Source organism: Pseudoramibacter alactolyticus ATCC 23263 (assembly GCF_000185505.1).
Lineage (GTDB): Bacteria > Bacillota > Clostridia > Eubacteriales > Eubacteriaceae > Pseudoramibacter > Pseudoramibacter alactolyticus.
The window spans coordinates 33554-51338 of the sequence record NZ_GL622359.1 but is presented as its reverse complement, the minus strand read 5'-3'; the positions used below and the strand labels follow the sequence as shown (position 1 = coordinate 51338).

12 protein-coding genes, 1 rRNA gene, 1 pseudogene and 1 other annotated feature are annotated in these 17785 nt (G+C 41.3%); of the genes and pseudogenes, 4 read left to right on the top strand and 10 right to left on the bottom strand.

Going from position 1 to position 17785, the window contains the following annotated elements; translation table 11 throughout:
• Positions 1-13 precede the first annotated feature (13 nt).
• On the bottom strand, positions 14-1621 hold the full coding sequence (locus tag HMPREF0721_RS00175; RefSeq protein WP_242821837.1) for a BCCT family transporter: 1608 nt from the start codon (positions 1619-1621) through the stop codon (positions 14-16).
• 215 nt (positions 1622-1836) lie between these two features.
• Here HMPREF0721_RS00175 and HMPREF0721_RS00170 point away from each other — a divergent pair, with 215 nt between their 5' ends.
• Together HMPREF0721_RS00170 and HMPREF0721_RS12750 are read left to right on the top strand one after the other, a co-directional pair.
• On the top strand, positions 1837-2826 hold the full coding sequence (locus HMPREF0721_RS00170) for an AraC family transcriptional regulator (protein WP_006597462.1): 990 nt from the start codon (positions 1837-1839) through the stop codon (positions 2824-2826).
• A 67-nt stretch (positions 2827-2893) separates the two neighbouring features.
• Complete coding sequence (locus tag HMPREF0721_RS12750) at positions 2894-3544, top strand: transposase (RefSeq protein WP_083798114.1); 651 nt, start codon at positions 2894-2896, stop codon at positions 3542-3544.
• Between the two features lie 61 nt (positions 3545-3605).
• On the opposite strand, the pseudogene tnpA reads toward HMPREF0721_RS12750, so the two are convergent.
• The 8 genes and pseudogenes from tnpA to HMPREF0721_RS00135 all read right to left on the bottom strand — a co-directional run.
• A pseudogene (tnpA, locus tag HMPREF0721_RS00165) lies at positions 3606-4030 on the bottom strand (IS200/IS605 family transposase); the annotation flags it as partial.
• A 254-nt stretch (positions 4031-4284) separates the two neighbouring features.
• Positions 4285-4512 carry an acyl carrier protein gene (locus HMPREF0721_RS00160; protein ID WP_006597459.1) on the bottom strand — a complete coding sequence of 76 codons (228 nt, stop codon included), beginning with the start codon at positions 4510-4512 and terminating at the stop codon, positions 4285-4287.
• A 31-nt stretch (positions 4513-4543) separates the two neighbouring features.
• Positions 4544-5488, bottom strand: a complete 945-nt coding sequence (locus tag HMPREF0721_RS00155) for an alpha/beta fold hydrolase (RefSeq protein ID WP_006597458.1) — start codon at positions 5486-5488, stop codon at positions 4544-4546.
• On the bottom strand, positions 5485-6288 hold the full coding sequence (locus HMPREF0721_RS00150) for a class I SAM-dependent methyltransferase (RefSeq protein WP_006597457.1): 804 nt from the start codon (positions 6286-6288) through the stop codon (positions 5485-5487). The genes HMPREF0721_RS00155 and HMPREF0721_RS00150 overlap by 4 nt, the downstream gene beginning before the upstream one ends.
• Positions 6288-7424 (bottom strand): saccharopine dehydrogenase NADP-binding domain-containing protein, encoded by a 1137-nt coding sequence (locus tag HMPREF0721_RS00145; RefSeq protein WP_006597456.1) that lies wholly within the window; start codon positions 7422-7424, stop codon positions 6288-6290. The genes HMPREF0721_RS00150 and HMPREF0721_RS00145 overlap by 1 nt, the downstream gene beginning before the upstream one ends.
• Positions 7414-11616, bottom strand: a complete 4203-nt coding sequence (locus HMPREF0721_RS00140) for a condensation domain-containing protein (RefSeq protein WP_006597455.1) — start codon at positions 11614-11616, stop codon at positions 7414-7416. Before HMPREF0721_RS00140 ends, HMPREF0721_RS00145 begins: the two co-directional genes overlap by 11 nt.
• Complete coding sequence (locus HMPREF0721_RS11365) at positions 11580-11870, bottom strand: thioesterase II family protein (protein WP_083798113.1); 291 nt, start codon at positions 11868-11870, stop codon at positions 11580-11582. The genes HMPREF0721_RS00140 and HMPREF0721_RS11365 overlap by 37 nt, the downstream gene beginning before the upstream one ends.
• 9 nt (positions 11871-11879) lie before the next feature.
• Positions 11880-16067, bottom strand: coding sequence for a non-ribosomal peptide synthetase (locus tag HMPREF0721_RS00135; protein WP_006597454.1), 4188 nt, complete (start codon positions 16065-16067; stop codon positions 11880-11882).
• Between the two features lie 329 nt (positions 16068-16396).
• On the opposite strand from HMPREF0721_RS00135, the gene HMPREF0721_RS12745 reads away from it, so the two are divergent.
• Together HMPREF0721_RS12745 and HMPREF0721_RS12205 are read left to right on the top strand one after the other, a co-directional pair.
• A complete protein-coding gene (locus HMPREF0721_RS12745; protein WP_207635249.1) occupies positions 16397-16861 on the top strand; it encodes a helix-turn-helix domain-containing protein in 465 nt (154 codons plus the stop codon).
• Positions 16776-17165, top strand: coding sequence for an IS30 family transposase (locus HMPREF0721_RS12205; RefSeq protein ID WP_006597452.1), 390 nt, complete (start codon positions 16776-16778; stop codon positions 17163-17165). The genes HMPREF0721_RS12745 and HMPREF0721_RS12205 overlap by 86 nt, the downstream gene beginning before the upstream one ends.
• Before the next feature lie 301 nt (positions 17166-17466).
• Here the strand turns inward: HMPREF0721_RS12205 and rrf are convergent.
• Positions 17467-17583: ribosomal RNA gene (gene rrf / locus HMPREF0721_RS00125) — 5S ribosomal RNA — on the bottom strand.
• A gap of 107 nt (positions 17584-17690) precedes the next feature.
• Positions 17691-17774: a sequence feature (23S ribosomal RNA rRNA prediction is too short), on the bottom strand.
• Positions 17775-17785 lie beyond the last annotated feature (11 nt).

Sequence of the window (17785 nt, the reverse complement as noted above, 5' to 3'; positions counted from 1 at the left end):
AACGGCCTTGCCGTTATCGTATGCTCATCCACTCATTTTTCTTGACTTCCACTTCTTCGGCCTCCCTTTCCTCTTTCGTCATCTCCGCTTCACTCTTTTCCAGGCAGCCGCAATTAGGCAATCGGTAACAACGTTTAGCATATTTAAACAAAACCATCGCGCATAGGATTAGGGCAACGCTTTGCAGCAGCCCCACCAAGGTAAACATCCCTCTTACGGAATTAATACCTCCCGTGGCAACCAAGGTATATGCCGTGCCGCCTAAAATACAGCCAACTAAAATCTTCTGCGTCCTCGGTGCTTCATCATCTGCATTCATGCCATCGACAGAAAGCGTCGCAGCAACGGATGCCATTGGATCCGCCAACGTACAAAAGCTCAGGGTAACCGTAATTAGGAACATCAATATGATCAGCTTACTCCCCGGCAAGGTTCCCAGAATCTGAAAGACCGTCGCCTGCATGCCGGATGTGTTGACCGCTTTCCAGATGTTGAGCGTTCCCGATGTCTGCAGGAAGATGGTCTGCCCGCCGAAAACGCCGATCCACAGAACACAAAAGATCGAAGGAACCAGGATCTGCACCAGCATAAAGGTCCGGACCGTCCGCCCTTTTCCCATGCGGGCGAGGAATAAACCAATGACCGGCGCATACACGATAAAGGATGACCAGTACTGCACGATCCAGTCCGCAAACCATTTGTCCTTTGGAGCCATGGCATTCATCATGGTTGTCATGGTTCCGAAGTTGTCTATCATAAATCCGATAGATTCTGATGTGATCTTAGTGATAAATTCTGTGTTTCCACAGATGAAGACATAAACAAGCAGGAAGATAAAGAAATACATACAAGCTGTGGAAATATATTTTAGTCCTTTGCCGATCCCGGATACGCAGGAAAGGACGAAAACGATGGTAATACCTACCGCCGCGATCAGCCAAGTAACGCTTGACTGCGGAATCCCGAATGCCGCTTCCAGGCCGGCACCGATTTGCATCAGCCCTACGCCCATAGAATTGGATGTCGCTCCCATCAGACAGAAAATTACGACTGCTGTAATCAGCATATTCAGATGCTTATTGCTTTTACCCGTCGCGCACTCGATCAAAGAAGCAAACGACAGGCTTCGTTTGCGGTTAAAACAGATTATGGCAAAGGCCGCTCCGCAAATCGCATACATGCAGTACTGAACGAAACTCCAATCCCACATCGCCTGGGATACCGCGAAGATACCGGCTCGCCTGGATCCCGCCGCCGCAATCGCGGCCGGTGTTGTCATATAATGAAAAATCGGCTCTCCCATCGCCCAGAACAAAAGGCCGGTTCCAATCCCGGAACAGATCGACATAGCACACCAAGACGGCATACTATATTCCGGTTTTGCTTCTTTACCTCCGATCACCACATCGCCATATCTGCCGATCAAAAATACAACTGCAAGAATAATAAATACCAATGACAAAATATTGATATAAGCGCCAAAGAAATTGGCCATTCCATACAACAGCTTTGTCATTATTGCTCCAACCTGCTCCGTCCAGACAATTCCGGCGGCGATAAAACAAAGCAAAATGATAATTGCTGGCCAAAAGGCAATTTTGTTGATCTTTTTCTTCTCCATACTATTCTCCATAAAACACATCCATTGTATGGGCTGCCAACAAGTAATAGTTTTCTTATTCATTCACCTCCAAACCACCTTTTCCCTGGCAAAATTGATTAAGACCAATACTTTTTCTATGCACGAAGGGCCCTGTACATCATTGATAATTTTCGCTTGATTTTTGTAACCGTTTATTTATACTTATTATAGGTCCCTGAAAGGCGGAGAGATATATGCAAACAGACGAAATTTATAAGGATCTGGCCGGTTTCCCCGACTATAATAGATCGCTTCTAAATTATGATAATTTTACCAATGAGCAAAAATTCGGAAAATTGAGTCATCTAAGCATTAACCCTTCAACCATGGAAGAAACCAGTCAGTTGAATACGGAAAAGTTTTCTTATTTTTCGGATTTGTGCAGATTAGAAGCTTATCCGGACAGCCTATATCCATGGCACTGGCATAGTGCCCTGCAATTTTTTCGTATCATCCGGGGAGCACTGGATTATTCTGTCCCCGGTACCGTCTACAGATTTGAAGAAAATGATATCGGATTTATTAATTCGGATATCGCCCATATGGTCAAGGGTGTTCCCGGCAGCCGCTGTCTGTTTGAAGAACACCTCTTCCAGCCGTCTTTTCTCGGCGGTTCTGTCAACACGGACATCATGAGCAAATACGTGCGGCCAATCGTAACCAATGGAAATTTCTATCTCTACAGATTTAAAAGAGATTCAGAAGCTTCCAAAAAAGCTGCCGCATGCATGCGGGAAGCTTTTAAGCTCTACACCGCGCGCGAACCTTATTTTGAGATCTACATCAGAGAAAAGATTTCCAGATTATGGATAGAATTCTTGGATGCTTCCCGGAAATATAGAAAAAATATTCAAGAAAAACCTTCATCCGACCGGCTGAAAACCATGGTTATTTTTCTCAATGCCCATTTTGACGAAGAGTTTTCCCTAAAAGAGCTTGCGGCTGCCGCTCAGTGCAGTGTCCGTGAATGCAACCGTGTGTTTCAAACACAAATGCACACCACGCCGCTTGCCTATTTGAGACTGATCCGCCTGCAGCAAGCCTGCAACCAGCTGCTCAATACCACTAAATCGATCACAGAAATCGGGGAATGCTGTGGTTTTAACAACAGCAGCTATTTCGGCAAGATATTCCACCAAAAATACGGAATCTCCCCCAGCGAATACCGGAAAAAATACTGCTGATTCCGGGAAATCCTCAGAAAATAAAATAAACCCCTAAGCTGCTGTCCAACTCAGGGGTTCACTTCAAATTTGCCGTCTGGCTCTTTTTCTTTTATTATTTCACAGGGACTGTAAGACCCATGGGAAAAAACCATTTGACGGACCAACGCCTCCGGGGACGAAATTCATCAATGAATCGACAACCGATCCCGGAGGCGGTATTTTTCATAAAGGCGAACACAAAGTGGTGTTCGCCTACAGCGCCCACACCGTCTGTGATCGCAACAACTTCATCTTAGACACAGTCATTACCCCAGGGAATGTCCATGACAGCGTTGCCTTTGACGGCCTCTATCAAAAGGTAACCAACCATTATCCCCGGATTCGAGTGGTTACAGCCGATGCCGGTTACAAAATCCCGTGGATCTGCAAACAAATCATTGATAACGGCCGTATCCCGTCACTGCCTTACAAACGACCTATGACCAAAAGAGGTTTCTTTAAAAGATATGACTGCGTTTATGATCCATACTATCGCTTTGTCATCTGTCCCAACAATAAGACGCCTTATGATGCAGCGATCGATCGCAACGGTTATCAAGTATATAAAAGCATTCCATTCAACTGCGAACATTGCGACCTTCGACCCCAATGCACAACGAACAAACAATGTGAGAAAACTTTTTCCGACATATGTCGGACAAAGCCTTATGCTCCTCGCAGACACGTAAACGTGTAAAATGATCTGTCAGTCGCTTTGCCCTTTTGCTACTTTTTACTTTTGAATGGACTTGCCCCGACATTGTCAGTTGCTCGCCCAATTTATCCTCTAACAATCGGTTCGTTATATACTCACTGATGCGTTTCTCGTTTCCCCAACTGTATCTACATAGTAGCCTTTACATCAGAATTCCCTATTGCGATACTTATATTTTAATTCTCCAAATTGTTCGTACAACATTATGCTGCTTTTCCCTTTTAGATTTCCCATGAATGATGACACGGATAGTTTAGGCGGTATACTCACTAATATATGTGCATGATCCGGCATTAAGTGCCCTTCTATTATTTCTACCCCTTTGCATCGGCACAATATTTGTAGCATTTCTCTCAAATCTTTCCGATATTGATTGTATATCGTTTTTCGTCTATACTTTAACATGAATACGATATGGTATTTGCACAACCATTTCATGTGTGCCAAACTATTCGATTGATTGGCCATTTTACTGCTCCTTTCCTTCTGGTAGCTTGAACTTCACCATTATACGAAGGGGCAGTTTCTTTTCGTATAACTTTTTCCTTCCACTCGCTTAGCAGGTAGTTTTTTATTTCGTGCGTGCTCTTTTCTCTTCTGAGAAACCCGCTTACGCACTCAACTGGCTTAAACCCATACTAAAAGAGCCAGCTCCTGTGACACTCACGGAGCTGACTCTTGGGGATATTGATGGTTTTTTCATTCGGGGAACACAATCTCACCTAAGCGGCTAGTTTGTCCTGTAATACCGACACCATTTGACCATACGTTTCAATCGCGCTGAATTCTTCAAATTCAATTTCAATTTCAAATTCATCTTCAATCATAGAAACAATTTCGATAATGTTTAATGAATCGGCCCCCAATTCGTCAAACGTAACGTTATCGCTGATTTCATCTTCATTCACACACAATGCTTCCATAATAATTTCTTTGATTTTTTCTTCCACGATCCTCTTTCTCCAAATTCTATTTTATTTTTTAAAAGAACTGCGCCATGAATTGGTTGACAACTCTTTTAAAATGCTGCGGTTCTTCCGCAAAACTAAAATGACCGCTATGGTTAAATCGATAATAAGTTGAACCGGCAATGAGTTCGGCTAATTTTTTTGATTCTTTACTCCCCGTAATAGGCGTTTCGCGTTTTCCCCCGGAAATGATTAAAGTCGGCACCTGAATCTGACGCAAAGAATGCTTATAGTTATAGTGATCCTTGCCCTCATTTTTCATCATCAGTGCGTAATTAACCCGTATATCTTTTAGAACGCCTTCTACCTCTTTGTTAGCAAAATATTTACCATACAATTGATCCAAATTTGTTTCAAACCAAACATTTGCGTATTTCTGATTAAAAGGCGGAAATCCGGTGTGCAAGTATTCATCGCTATATTTAACTTTTGTCTTATATCCCACGGGAGAGATAAAAATCATACCCTGGAGCTGATTCCAATAAGCATCCGCATATGCCATTGCCGTGATTGCGCCAGAAGAATGTGACAAAATAATAATTTTTCGATCAGATGTTAAACGAGAGCGCAGAACTTCCAAATCTTTTGCATAATTTTGAAAGGTACAATCTGAAAGATCGGCTGTATATTCTGAGCGCCCACTGCATCGACCATCAAAAAAAATAACAGGATGATCTTTTGCTAAAAATCGCAGCGACTTTTCCAAATAATTCGTTGAAAAGCCAGGCCCACCTCCAAGGACATAAATAGGTGTTGCTTTACTTTCCCGATTAAGAACCTTTATCCACATGATATGGCCGTTAATGGCTATACTCTCGCCATCCGAACTGGTATCGCAGGACTGCTCTGCCCCTAAACGAGGCATCATTGATCGATACAATCCCAACATGATTAAAAAAATGCAGACAAAAATAGCAATGATAAATAAGCGCTTCGGCTGACGCCTAACCCCACTCATTTAAATTCCGCCATAACAATGCGATTGCTCAGGTTGCGAATCGCATTTATTTTTGATAACAGCTTATAGATGCCGTTTTTCAAATACATACGGTCTACCAAATTCATTTCTTTGATAAAGCAAATATGTGGATTAATGACCGGTAGCAATGTTCCAGAGTGTAGCCCCCATTTAAAAGTAGAGCCCGTCTTTTCGATTGATTTTGTCATTTTCGTTTTACCCGCAACTTTATCCGACAGTATCTCGACAACTAAGGTGGCCTTCGGGAAACGCTCATAGAGCATGGACATGATTCTTTTGACATCGGACTCGTCAAAATACATGAGCAAGCCTTCCATGATGATCAAAACCGGTCGATCGTCTTCATGAATGGCCTCCATCCATTTGGTTTCTAAAATACTGCCAGCGATAGTCGTCACTGCTGGATCCTCGCCCAATAATTTTTTTCTCACTTCAATGGCGCCTGGCAAATCGACATTATACCAAGTGATATCATGCTGATTGAGTCTATAAAATCGCGTATCTAAGCCACACCCCAAATTAATACAGCAGGCATTGGGATGTTGATTAATATAATTTTGAATATACTCGTCCAAAATAGTGGTTCGGACAATCACACCCGTTTCCGATTTCCAATCTCCTTTTTCAACCGGGAAAATATCTTTAATCTTTGACTGCATCTCAACCGCTTTTAAATCGGTAACCAACGCACCTGTTCTTTGTGTTTCCCTGGCTCTCGCAAGCATCGTTATATACATTGTTCGCTGTACGCCATTTAAATCTAAATCTTCCTGTCTCATTATGCTATCTCTCCATCTTCTAATTGCGGGACAAACGACTGGCCTTGAGCCTCCTCATTGATATCCAACGAAACGGTCCTAAAGTCACTGATCGCCCCTGTCTCCAAACAAATGGCTAAAACTTTATCCGGATCCAAAATTTCACAGGCCCATGAGACTCCGTGACAGGTTGGATGCTTCAATAAATGTTCTGCTGTACATGCCGCCACCAGGCCACAAATCTCATAGGATTCTTTCACTTGAACGGTAGTCCCCAAACGGATTGGTCTGCCGTCTTTTAATCCCTTTAAGTCGTAAAACACGGTATTGAAATATGGTCGGGTATTCGTAATCGCATCAAAAACCTTTTGATAGCGCTTCACCAACGCGTATTGAAAATCTTTATCCGCCACGTGATTCACGCTTTGGAACATATCATTCATGATTCCCATGGTTTCAAGCTCTGCGACCGCATGATACCAGCGTAGCTCTGAAATATTGCATTGTTTAGCCATCGTCAACACTTCATTGCTGACATATGGCTTCAGATAAACTTCATCACGAAAACCGGAGATATTAAAAAGTTCTTCTCCTGGCACGACGTGCGGGACAATCTCACCTTCCCGATAGAACGCATTGGCAAATCCTGAGTCAATAAAACAGCTATTCAGCAAATCCACTAAACTCGACAAACTGATCCTCTGCCGACTCCCGCAATAACAGAAAGCCTCGTCAACATGATCGAAGTCTTTCACCAATTTATATGGAACCAATCCGGTCAATCCGGCTTCAAATCCTGCCCCTATCACAATGGCTTGTTTGCTCTGCGTATAAATCGGCTCATGTCGATCCAAAAAGATTGTTTCGCCGGATGCATCGACATAATCACACCCCACTTCAAGAGCGCATCGGGCAACCCTATCTCGAATTTTTGAAGAAGGTCCTGCCGTATTGACGACGATATCACATTTTTCACAAAAGTTTCGAAGAGATTGCGGATCTTCAAAATCTGTTTGGACCCATTGAAAGGACTCGCTCCCAAAATCAATGGGGTGACGCTGCCCACCCAATACAGAATATTTTTTTAGCAAGTGGGTGACAGCGGGTTTCCCCACTGCACCACCACATCCCAATACGCCAACAACTTTATTTTCCATCCAGTCCCCCTTTCACTATTTTTGATGTCAATGCTGTGATAATACGATCAATACTGGGAGACTCCATGATGCCAAAATGATCACCTTCCTCCCAATGACGCTCGCCGCCATTCTTTACTGCCATCCGAGCATAATCCATTTCATTGACATCATCGCTCAACAGAAAATAACCACTCAAATCTTTGGCCAGATACACGTCTACTGATCCTTCGTATGGTGCTTGCGGCACATACCCGGTAAAGGCTTTAATGATCTTTTCAAAGACAAAATATGAATTAATAAAGAAGGTCTCGTCAAATCCATCCGGCAATTGAGTTGCCACTTGATCGAAAATATTTTTGATGCGCGTACGAACCGGAACTTTTTGAAGTTTTGAAAAGCAATCTCGTATAGACACCGGCACCAAAGAAGAATGGCAAAGTTCGTCTTCTGTCAGAAGGCGGCCTGCTTGTTTTTCAAAATCCCGCATTGTTTTCTTTAGAAGTTCATCGTCAATTATATAGCCGCACGCTCGCATATCGGCACCATACATCTCACCAAACCCTTTTTCAAAGAACAAAGCATTATCATAGACACCATGCCATGAACGCGTATCCAACATGGCGACATGAACGTTATTAGATCCCAATTTTTGGAGATATCTCGCAGTTTCAACGGCAACACATCCACCAAAGCAATGCCCAATTAATGTGATGTGATCTGTCTTTTTATCGGCTAAGTATTCAGCATTTCTCTTCGCCATTGCCGCTATCACATTCTCGGGATCAATCATCAAAAACTTTTCTTGATCGCCACAATGCAAGCCCACAATCATGTCGTCGGGCGAAACTTGTCGTTTCAAAATTTCATAAGCAGGCTGATAAATGGGCATGGTTCCTGTACCGTTCACTAAAAATGCCCATATCTTTTTGGGATCCGTTGATCCTTTTTGATAAACTAACACATAGTCCGGTATTGCTTCTTCGCTTTCGGATGATTGGGTTTCGAGCGCACGGGCAAATGACCGAATGGTACTATTTTTCAATAACAAATTCATCAAATCATTCCATTCCTGCTGATGACAGGCATCGATCCGCTTGCGCATCTTTGTAACCGCCATAGAAGCTACCAAGGAATCGCCACCCATTTCAAAAAAGTTTTCATCTATATCCGGTGTATTGACAAATTCAAAGACTTCCTGCCAGATCTCAGCTATTGCCTTTTCCATGACTGTTTGGGGACCACAATAATCATTTTTGATAGATTCCTCAGTTCTATTTAATTGATTTTTAGTGAGTGCGGTTTTATCAATTTGATTATTTTTTTGTGGCAAATAAGGGGATATTGTCAATTCCTTGATCTTCTTTTCTGAAACAACATAGGCACTCAGGGCATCGAAAATTTCCTTTTTTTCCGGAACAACATAATTTTTCTGATACTGAACGGTGTAGTATTTCAATGTAGATTTTTCAAAAAAATCACCGGACAATGGATAAGTATCGACTAATGACAATCCCGATTGATTAAACATATTTCGCCATTCCTGATCGTTAAAGAAAATTCGATTATCTGCTCCTCGCGAATCTAAAATCTTCCCGGTGTGTAACATCCCTTTTGACGCCAACAGGGCATTTGCTTCCCAAATGCAGTCCAAGAAGATCAAAAATCCATCCGGCGACAATGCCCTCTTCATTAACTTCATTGCTTCTGTGCCATTTTCTGCATTATGGAATGTATTGGCACTGATGATGATGTCAAAATATCCCGGCTCAAACCCCTGTTCATCACACGAGCGGTTGAGATCATAGATAGCGTATTTGACATTCTCATACGATTGATATTTCTTTTTCGCATTCTGCAAAAAATAATTTGAGATATCGGTGAAATAATAAGTGGCCTCTTTATCCTGCAAAAATGGGACGACAGCATCGGATGTCCCCCCAACACCAGAACCTATTTCCAAAATCCGCCAATGTTTTTTCTTCGTCATGATGGATTCCATAGCAGATAAAGCCATCTCATTCATTAATTTAGCCGCAAATAAATCATGATAAATCGCGTGCGCTCTTTCACTTTCACCTTCGGGGAATAGGAAAGCCACCGGATTTATTTCACCACTAATCACTGACGACAAATGATGACCAGAAGAAATGAGATAGTCCTCCATCCCTTGACTTCCCACCTGTTGAATGGTCATCTTTTGTGCACGGGATTTTACCTGAGCCTGTTTGTCTTCCAAATCTACAGATACCGCTCGAAATCCGCTGTTAAAATCTCCGACGATAAATCCATCTCGTTTTAAAGCATTGAGCCATCGTCTTATTAACGACTCATATTCTGGTACGACCGCTAATTGTTCGTTAATGGCTTTGATATCGTAAATTTGATTTTCTTTTTCAAAAATACCTACGTCTTTAAATGTCTGATAAATATCGAGAATGGCGATATCATCTGCCAAAGATAATTCTTCTAAAAATTTTTCTTTATCAATAGATGCGCATAACACCGCTGCTTTCTGACCCGTTTCATCGACAATTTTTTGATTGAGCGCTTCTCTATCATTTGGATATTTAGAGATGGTTGGGTCAATATATACATGCAGCCTTTTTTCGCCAACGATGGCTGCGTCTTTTATCTCTAATTGATCGCGTAGCGCACACTCGCACCCTTGCACATCCACTGGCTCATAATCAATGCGCCAATTTTCTTCTTGCCGGTTCAGTGCTTCGCGATACGTTTTGTATGAGGGATTTTGTTCGGATAGAAATCCCTCATCTTGCCCTTCCCAAGCCTTTTCACTTTCTGCCAGCTTGTCCAATAAATTCTTGAAATCCTCAAAAACAAGTGGAATTGCCTCTTCGTTAAAAACACCTTTTCTAACACTCCAAATAATTGAAAGCTTCCCCCGTAACTTGGACACCTGACAATCAATAAAAACTTGAGGTGTCTGGCTTGTTTTATAGAGTACATCGACATTTGCCGCATCCAAATTATCAATGCCTAGTGTGCTGGTGAAAACATAGGGAAACAAAATAGGAAACGATTTTTGGCGATTCAGTTCCCGGATGACGTCTACGCCGCCATAATGACGATGCTCCAGATCGGTCCAAAGTTGCATTTGCATTTGTTGCGAACATTCAGCAAATGATTCATTGTGATAATCGTAGGCCAGAAGATCATTGCTCGTAAAATCTCCGACAATTTCATTTATCATCGGGTGAATATTCTCTCGCATCATTAATGTCACATTTAACACAAAGGCATCGTTGCTCGACCAATGATCCAAAGTTTTAGCAAATGCACTCATCAATGCCGAGGAAGGTGTGACCTGGAATCTACCTGCATTTTTTTCAAATGATTTCCACATCGTTTCCGGCATGAGGTATTCAAATTGATCGAAAACAGGTTGAGATGCTTCTGCATCATCGCGAAGTAATAAATGTGGTGAGTCCGGGAATGTCTCTATTCTATCCATCCAATACCGGCGATCATTCTCATGCTTTATTCTTGAGCTTGGCCTCATCTTATCTTTTTCACGATACCGAACAATATCACTAAAACTGATTGGCAAAGTTTCCACTTCGCCATCAGCCTTTCCATAGAAATGCAGAAGGTCTTTTAAAATAATCCCCATGCTGATTGAATCCGCTAAAAGCATATCCATCGAAAAATGGATTACGCTGTCTTGAGTGGTGCTGCTAATCGCTAGTTCGTATAGTGGCGGACAATCTGGTTCATAATTTTTCTGGGACAGATCGTTTCGAACCGATAATATTTGATTTTCAAATTGATCCTGATTGACAATTACTTCTTTTACTTCAGGATATTGAAAATCTTTATCGACTTGTTGATAGCCTTCCCGCATGATTCGGGCTCTTAACATTTCGTGTTTGCCAATAACCCTGTGCCAGGCCTTTTCCATTTTGTCGCGATCAATTTTTGCCATCTTGACTTCTATATAAGCGTGACACCCAATGCCGCCATAGGCATAAACATCTCCTCTCCCCACCAAGTACGAAGATTGTACATCCGTCAATAAAAATGGCTCATAGACATCCCCTTTGTGGTCGAGGCTAATTGCGTCCAAATTCTTTAATGCCGATATCATATCGGCTCTATGTAATTTAATGTTTCCCTTGAGTGTTTCTGTCAAGGCGCCCTTTGGCGCTCTGAACTTTAATTTTTCGTTTTCGACCCATAGTTGGATCCCCACACCTTCACACTCATTCTCCCCATGCTATGCCCATAAATCCCATAAATATCACCCGGTTGTATTTGGGCAGTGATTTGGGTATATAAATCGCTTGTGGCTGATTCCCAACACGTATAAAATGATTCCCCGCATCGAGAACCCCTACCAGCTAATTCGATTGGGATAAGCTCGATATCGCTGTCAAGCCACTTGCGCCAAGACGAATAAATATTGGCGGATCCCCCTGCATAGGGGATGCAAAATAATTTCTTCACATCATTCCCCTATTCCGTCCGTTGCCGTATCTGTTCCGCCATCTCATTTAAACGGCTGCATCGAAAGACATCCCTCAACGAATAATCAATGCCAAATTTATCTTGAATCGCCTTTGGCAAGGCAAAGGATTTAATGGAGTCTCCTCCCATCTCAAAGAAGCCATCTGTCGCACTTGGTTGCTCAATATCTAAATAGGTTGCCCATAAAGAAACAAGTCGTTTTTCCATATCCGTTTTTGGTTCAACTTTGTTCTTTGCTCGCTTTTTCAGTTGCGGTTTGGGTAAATTTTTAAAATCAATCTTCCCATTTATTGTCAATGGAATTTCTTCTAAACGGAAAATTTGATCCGGCATCATGTAGCCTGGTAGTTGATTTTTTAAATAAGTTTGAATTGTTTCTGCGCTGATATCCAGCTGCAAATTGTCATTCTGCGCAAAGAAAAGATTGAGCCACAGCGATCCGCCTGGTTCGTCTGTGTCTAAAAATGGTTCCACATTTCGAAAGCCTGCTTCGTTTAAGATGCTCTGCCACTGCCCACTATCAAGCATTGGACCGCTGCCATTTTTTCGGAAATCTTCACAATGATTAAGCCCTTCTAAGAACCCGACGGTTGACATTTGAATGGGCATGTTTTTCGTCGTTTCTAAAAGGATGAGCCAACCGTCCCTCTTTAAAACCTGCTTGATTTCTTTTAACGTCATGGTGATATCCGCGGCATCATGCAAGGCATTTGAAAACAATACAACGTCAAAATGGCCAAAAGGACAGCCTTGACTCTGGAAATTTTGATCCATGTCCAACAGAACATAGTCTATTCCCTTATCTCCCAAACGGACACAAGACTGGTTTAAAAATAAATCCGAGATATCGCTGAAAACATATCGGCAGCGATCCCGATCTATTTTGTTGAGCACACATTCTGCTGTTGAACCCGTTCCCGCGCCAATTTCCAAAATTCTAAATGGCTCGTCTTTTTTTTGTTTCGATAGCAACCCAATCGTTTCGGATAAAACTTCATTCATTTCAGTCGCCAGGATATTATCGCGGTATATCCCTAATGCGGCTTCATCATTTTCGCCATAAAACAATGCCAAAGGTGAAACCTCTTCGCGCAACAAGCGTTCATGCTGTTTAAAGCAATCCATAAAATAATCTTGCAAAGCGCGCATTGACAAATGATTCAGGCCGTTCAAGATGTCGAGCATGCCCGTAAATGCGTCTTCAAAAATTTCCGTTATTTGTGTTTCTAATTTTTCTTTGCCCAGTTTCGAACGTTTTAAGATACCATCTTCTGATTTTTCAAAATAACCTTCAGTTAATAGTATTTTCAGCCAGTTTTTCAGCAATCCTTCGAATTTTTTTGAAAATCCCTTAGTTTCCATCCATTCACTCAACGCATCAATCGATATTTCATGATCAAACAATCGATTCATATACGAAAGCGCTACCGTATTCATGGAATTCATATAATCGGCGATATTTTGAAAAGTTTGCTGCTTTTCCCAAATCAATTTTTTATTTGAAAAATAAGCGCTATTCTTTTCGGATAGACGCCTTTCTTCGAGATGCGTGCCCTCTTCGGGAACAATATAGGCTAAAAGCATGTTGTCATCTTGTGATGGTCCATCACTGCCACCTGTCACTATTGCCTTACGAATATTTGGAATTTTTGAAATGTTTTGCTCAATTTCTCCGAGTTCAACCCGGTAGCCATGTCTTTTAATTTGATTATCCCGCCTTCCTCTAAAGACCATATAGCCTTCTTCATCCATAACCCCATAATCACCCGTGCGATAAATGCGGCCAAAATCGGGTAAAAAATTCACAAAAACTTTTTCTGTTTTTTCTGAATCCGCATCATATCCTAATGCAACACCTCTTCCGCCAATGGCAATTTCTCCTTCAACTCCCCAAGGAGCCAATTGATTATTTTTTGCCAAAATAACCATCTGCTGGTTGCCTAATGGATAGCCATACGGAATGCTCGCTCGTTCTGTTAAATCCCTGGTAATCGGATAATAAATCGACCAAATGCTCCCTTCGGTCGCACCTCCCAAACTGATAATTTCGGCATTCGGAAAATGTTTTTTAATTTTGACCGGCAAATCCGGTGGAATCCAATCTCCACTTAGCAAAACCAATCGCAATGTTTCGTTTATTTCATTTTCGTCCATGATATCCACTAAAAGTCCCATCATGGTCGGCACCGAATTCCACACCGTAATGTTTTTTTCAATGAGCGTTTTTTGAAGGCTTTTTATATCCGTCGTATTGTCTGCAATAACCAAATGAGCGCCCGAAGCAATGCTTCCCCAAACATCGTAAACAGACAAATCAAATCCAAAGGACGCTACAGACACAATCCTATCTTCCGCGTTGACATTAAATCTTTTGTTTATATCCAAAATGGTATTACAAACAGCTCCATGCGAAATCACCACCCCTTTTGGTGTTCCCGTACTGCCCGATGTGTAGATAATGTACGCTTCTTCGTCAGGATTCATATCCGCAGCCTCAAAATCCAAAGATGCCAAAAGAGCAAGTTGGTCAAAAAATGCTTGATCAATACAAAGTTTGCAACTTGAATTATTGACAATGGTTTGTTGCCTTTCTAATGGATATTGAGGATTAAGCGGCACATAAACGCCACCAATAAGTGATATACCCAACATCGAAGCAACCGTTTCTATGCTTCGATTCCCCAAAATGGCAACACGATCTCCACGTTTTATCCCCTTTGCTTTCAAAAGCGAGGCGACTTGAAAAGCTAAGGTTCTAAAAGATTCTTGTTCTAGTGTCTGCATCGAGTCACTAATCCTAAATTTTTCAAACGCGTGAAGGCCAATCAAATCTGTCAAGCACGTTGGGCTGTAATCCACCACCGTTTTGTTATAAGCGGCCCATTTATTTTTTTGACGTTCTGGAAGGGTTACATAAAGATCCTTTTGCGGCAAATTTTCAATGATGTGAATAAATACATCAAACATTTCCGAAATCTGCTCTTCTTCAAAGCATTCCCGTCTGTAATCCCAAACAACTTTTAATTCTCCATTTGCTTCAAATACTTGACAATCTAATTGAACCTGTGGTGTTTGACTGATTTCGTATTGCATTTTTCCAAAAAAATCGATGCTTTCAAAACCAAGGTTTTCGCTAATCATCCCTGTGAAAACAATTGGGAATAAAACCGGACCTCCCTTTGCCTTCTGCAAATCGCGCATGACTTCGACGCCATCATATGCAATATGCTTATAGGCTTTATAAAACGCCTTTATCACAATCCGGATGTAATCTAAAATCTGAACTTCACAATTTGGCAACGTCAACAGCATGCTTTCTGTAAAATCTCCCATGATTCGATCCATGCCATTTTTACGTCTTAATTGACTCGTCATCGGAAGATTAAGTGTGAATTGATCTTGACTGCACCAAAAGCCTATCACTGCTGCATAAATCCCCAAAACAGCATGCGTCGGAGAAATCTTTTCACTCGCCAAAAATTTTTTTATCATTGCCCAGTTACTTTTTTTGACAAAGTATTCTTTTCTCTGAAAAACCTTTCCCTGAATTCCTCCATTTTTTGTTGGGACATTAGGTGCCGGCGCAATTTCATTTATATGATCCTGCCAATATCTGCGATCTCGTTCGTAGCGTTTTGTGTTTTTTCGTTGCTCAACGTAATCCAAATATTCCGTATAATCAGCCGTCATTGAAATGTATGGATTACCATTGTAAAAATTCTCTATTTCGCGGCACATAATCGTGAAACTTAAGGCATCCGAAATCAAAAGATCATAAGAGAAAAATAATAATTGATCATGATTTGGCAATTTTGCGAAAATAAAACGAAACATGGGCCACTGAGCGATTGGCATGACCTCATCCTCATACCGCCCTCTCATTTCGTTTCGTCCCTGTTCGATCTCATTATCCGACCAACTAGACCAATCCAATATTTCAATTTTATAGGTGGGAACATTTTCTAAAAATAATTGATTGCCCGATGCATCAATCATTTCCCGCATTGCCAATTGCCGTTTAATCACTTCATTGAGCGCCCATTCAAAGCGTTCAATATCTAATTGATTAATAAACTCATAATACTCGTGCGTAGAACACCCCCCCCAATTCAAAATGAGACTCTCTTCCAAGCAAATAAGCACGTTGAATATTTGTACATTTATACGTAAGATCATTTTTTCTATACTTTTCCTGCATCTATTACTCCCCCTTTTAGATGTATATGACAACTTTTTATGATACTTTCCATATCAGATTATAGCCATTTCTTTTGTTAGAATCAACTATCATTATTAGAAATGTCTAACTTATTTCGAGAAATATTTTATGCTAGTAAATTATTATATTAAGCGTAACATCACGTAAAAATAAAAGTCCATGGACTCAAATGATAAAATGTGAGTGACCAACAAACATTTATATCAGAAGAGTACCATGAACTATAACCATCTTAACATAAGCAAAAGGATAGTCATATCACAACTCAAATCCCTCGGGCTTATCAATTCGCAAAATAGCGAAGCAGCCTGGAAGAAGGCCAAGCACAATTTCCAGAGAATTAAAACGAAACAGCTATAGAAGTATTCGATATGCGATGAATCGTTATACGCCATCAAAAGCACAAGACAATTATCGAAGACGAAAATGTAATTGCGGAAGAAAGACCATTGCAGATGAAGTGATCGTATCTTATGTGAAATCTAAGATAGAAGATCATTGGTCTCCCGGACAAATAGCGAACCGAAAAACCACTGACTTCAATTTACCTTCCACGGCAACGATTTATAGAATGATCCATCAAAAAAGACTTGGTTATATAAGAATGACTCGCCTAAGAAGAAAAGGAAAGTTTAAAAGATCCGCGGAAAACAGAGGAAAGTTCAATGATGGTGGTAGAACTAATCGAGAAACGCCCAAAAGAAGTATGCAAACGTGCGGAGTTAGGTCATTGGGAAGGAGATACCGTTGAATCAGGCAGAATTGACCATAAAAGGAAATCAGCTGTTTGTTTTGTGACACTGACAGAGCGCAAATCAAGAACATATATTGCGATCAAAGTTCCGAACAGGACAGCCGCAGTCGTTACTCCCTCAATTATAAATGCATTAAAGGGTTTCCCTGATGACTTAGTCAAAACAATTACTTTCGATCGCGGGAAAGAATTCTCCGGTTATAAAAAAATCGAAGAGAAGCTGAATTGCAATACATATTTTTGCGATCCATATTTGCGCCTGGCAAAAAGGGACAAACAGAAATGCAAACGGATTATTTAAGAGAATTCTATCCAAAAGGTATGGATTTCTCACAAATAGATGAAGAGCTAAAGTATTATCTTGAACTGATGAATAACCGCCCACGAAAATGCCTTGGCTATAAAACACCTAATGAAATTATTTACGAAATAAACGCACATTGAAAATGTTGCACTTAATTTGACAAATTACCTATACAAAAGACCCAGCGCATGCTGGGCCTATAGCAAATTTTATAGCGTCGACCGATTAGGGTGTGACTTAATGGTCGTTATTATCTTGAAGATTTTATAATCTGACTTAAAAAATAACAATAAAAAAGGTATCGCGATGATCTATCCTCCCAGGCAGCTGCCCGCCAAGTACTTTCGATGCAAGAGAGCTTAACTGCTGTGTTCGGGATGGGAACAGGTGTGGCCTCTCTGCCATTATCACGAAACCTATTTAACAATGTCTGCGACTCACACCAATCCATTCTGGATTGGGTTCGCTGCTTAAGGTCACTCAAAACAACATAAACTAACCGTAACACCTTGGATCAAGACCTCGGCCGATTAGTACCGGTCAGCTCCATCCATTGCTGGACTTCCGCCTCCGGCCTATCTACCTGGTCGTCTGCCAGTGCCCTTACTCCTTTTTTT